3 protein-coding genes and 1 pseudogene are annotated in these 2,506 nt (G+C 50.0%); all 4 read left to right on the forward strand.

What is annotated here, in order from left to right:
* Nucleotides 1-209: hypothetical protein (locus MK323_15365; GenBank protein ID MCH2483523.1), on the forward strand; the 209-nt coding region annotated here is incomplete at its 5' end.
* A 624-nt stretch (nucleotides 210-833) separates the two neighbouring features.
* A pseudogene (locus MK323_15370) lies at nucleotides 834-947 on the forward strand (acetamidase).
* Nucleotides 948-970: 23 nt separating this feature from the next.
* Complete coding sequence (locus MK323_15375) at nucleotides 971-1,456, forward strand: YaiI/YqxD family protein (protein MCH2483524.1); 486 nt, start codon at nucleotides 971-973, stop codon at nucleotides 1,454-1,456.
* A 198-nt stretch (nucleotides 1,457-1,654) separates the two neighbouring features.
* On the forward strand, nucleotides 1,655-2,506 hold an 852-nt coding region (locus MK323_15380; GenBank protein ID MCH2483525.1), incomplete at its 3' end, for a D-2-hydroxyacid dehydrogenase.

The following is a 2,506-nucleotide window of genomic DNA, read 5'->3' on the forward strand; positions in this document are numbered from 1 at the left end:
TTCTCGCCGATACGGGAATCAACGCGAAAGTTCCCCTGGATACGTGGCAGGGGATATTGAACGACATGACTGGCAAGATAAAATCGGGTGATCTCACCGAGGGAATTTGCACTGCCGTGCGCGAATGTGGCGAAGTTCTGTCAAAAGACTTCCCGGGAGCTCACGACAATCCGAATGAGATCAGCAATAAAATCATTATAGAGGATTGAAGTGACTCCGGTGTTGCCGGCTTCGTTAAAACCCTCTACTGCTGTTTCTCCCCCAGGTCAGACCATCAAGGTCTGATAACGACCTAAAGCAGACCCTTGCGTATCCCGGAGGCTTTTGACCAGAACAGGCAGGTATCCACTTATACAACGGGTTCGGCTGTTCAGAGGACCGGGGCCACTTCTAACATCAGCCAACCATCATCAAAGCGAACGCTACTGATAGTGCCGCGATTGACATTACAGAATGAGTTCCTAGCTCGACTTGTAAGCGTGAATAAGATAAGTGCGATTCAGTCAGCCGCTAATAAGCAGAATGAACAACTTTCTTCAGCGTTAAGCGCACAATTGCTCGCAGCGTAACGAAGTTCAAACCACCATCAACTTGCAAGAAGAGAGAACAAATACGCAAAACAAGAAAGCGATTGAGTAAGCAACAACAGCAATTGGTACAATTACAGCGTAGCTAAGAGGATTATTTCACGCATAGTGTGAGAGTACTGTAAAACAAAGCTAATTTGGTGGAACAGTTTTCTGAAAATCCCCGTGTCGGGTGTTCGATTCACCCCCTGGACACCAATTAAAACAACTACTATTGGTGGAAGTAGTAAAACAAATCTTCAAGCGCCGGTCGATGCCTACTTGCTGTGTAGTGTTTGTGGCCATCTTGTAATCAGCGAGATGATCAACGTGCCGGTCATTGTTGTGTCGCTCTATTTCCCGTGCTGTGCCCTGGTATGAGTACTCCGGCTTCGGCCCTTCGAATGATCACATCGCAAAGCCAAACAGCGGAGTGCAAGATCTGGGTGGACGCCGACGCCTGCCCGAAGGTGATCAAGGAGATTCTCTACCGGGCAGCTGACCGGGTACCTGTAATGGTCACTCTGGTGGCCAACCAGGCCCTGCAAGTGCCAAGATCGCCCTATATCCATACCGTTCAGGTGCCATCCGGCTATGACGTCGCAGACCATCATATCGTGGAGAAATCAAACCCCGGTGACCTGGTCGTTACAGCAGATATACCTTTGGCCGCTGAACTGATCGGTCAAGGATGTATAGCCCTGAACCCCCGGGGTGAACTCTATAACAAAGAAAACATTCGACAGCGATTGAATATGCGAGATTTCTTCGATTCGCTGCGAAGCAGTGGCATACACACGGGTGGCCCGTCGTCGATCAGTCAGTCTGACCGAACTGCATTTGCTAACCAGTTGGACCGGTTACTTAGAAGATCAAATCGCAACAGATAGTCGCAGGCAAACATAACTTTTGCAGGGTGTTCGATTTATCCCCTGGTCACCATTAAATCAATCAGTTATAGATAGGTCTGTTTTCATTACTAATTTCTTGGCACACTTTCGGCATGACTCCACACACAATTACTCTGTTGGTGGGTGGGCAACACCATAGCTTGGAGGCCGGCAAGGTAACTATTGATCAGACCGCTGATGACATTGAGACCCATCAAAGAAAAAGTAGCCGTCCACATAAAAAATAATCGTGCCGGAGAATTGGTGTTCAGGACCACTCCGGATCGTTTGGCGTGTGCCCGCCAACGTCATCCCGAAGTTTCTTCCAGAATCGATGTATGCGTCGATTGGGACCTGGACAATTTTGATCGGTCAATGGAACGAGCAGAAGTCATGATGACTTGGGATCTGCCAACTGATGACCTTCAGCAGCGGGCACCTCGGCTGAAATGGATCCATGTTATCGGAGCAGGAGTGGAACACCTCGCGCCTTTTGATTGGTTGCCGCCTGGAATGACAGTCACCCGTAATTCAGGCATTCATCTTGAAAAAACCCGGGAGTATGTGGGCATGGGTCTGCAGATGTTGAATAACCATGTTCCCAAGTTTGCGAGCGATCAGCGTCGTCGTGACTGGAAGCCTATTTACAGTACGCCTATTAAAGGGAAAACCGTTACCGTTGTCGGTGTTGGGAAAATGGGTGAGACCTCAGCACAGGTTGCGAAGTCCATGGGCCTGCGGGTACGCGGCGTTCGGAGAACTGGACGACCATCTCGGTACGTCCATGCTATGTACACGCCTGAAGATCTTGACGCTGCATTGGACGATGCTGATTTTGTTATCCTCAACATGCCACTCACCCCCGAAACAGAGAACTTGATCGGCGAAAAACAATTCGCGGTACTGCGACCCGGCGCAGGGCTGATTAATCTGGCTCGTGGCGGTGTGCTTAACCACGTTGCACTGGTGTCTGCACTCGAGCGTGGCATTCTTGGCGGGGCTATTCTGGATGTGACGACGCCGGAACCACTGCCGCCAGATTCGAAACTC

It is taken from the genome of Gammaproteobacteria bacterium, from assembly GCA_022450155.1.
Taxonomy (GTDB): Bacteria; Pseudomonadota; Gammaproteobacteria; order Arenicellales; family UBA868; genus REDSEA-S09-B13.

What these genes read in the sequence shown, in the direction of transcription:
- MK323_15375 (MCH2483524.1), top strand. Translation starts at nt 971, where the DNA reads ATGATCACATCGCAAAGCCAAACAGCGGAGTGCAAGATCTGGGTGGAC.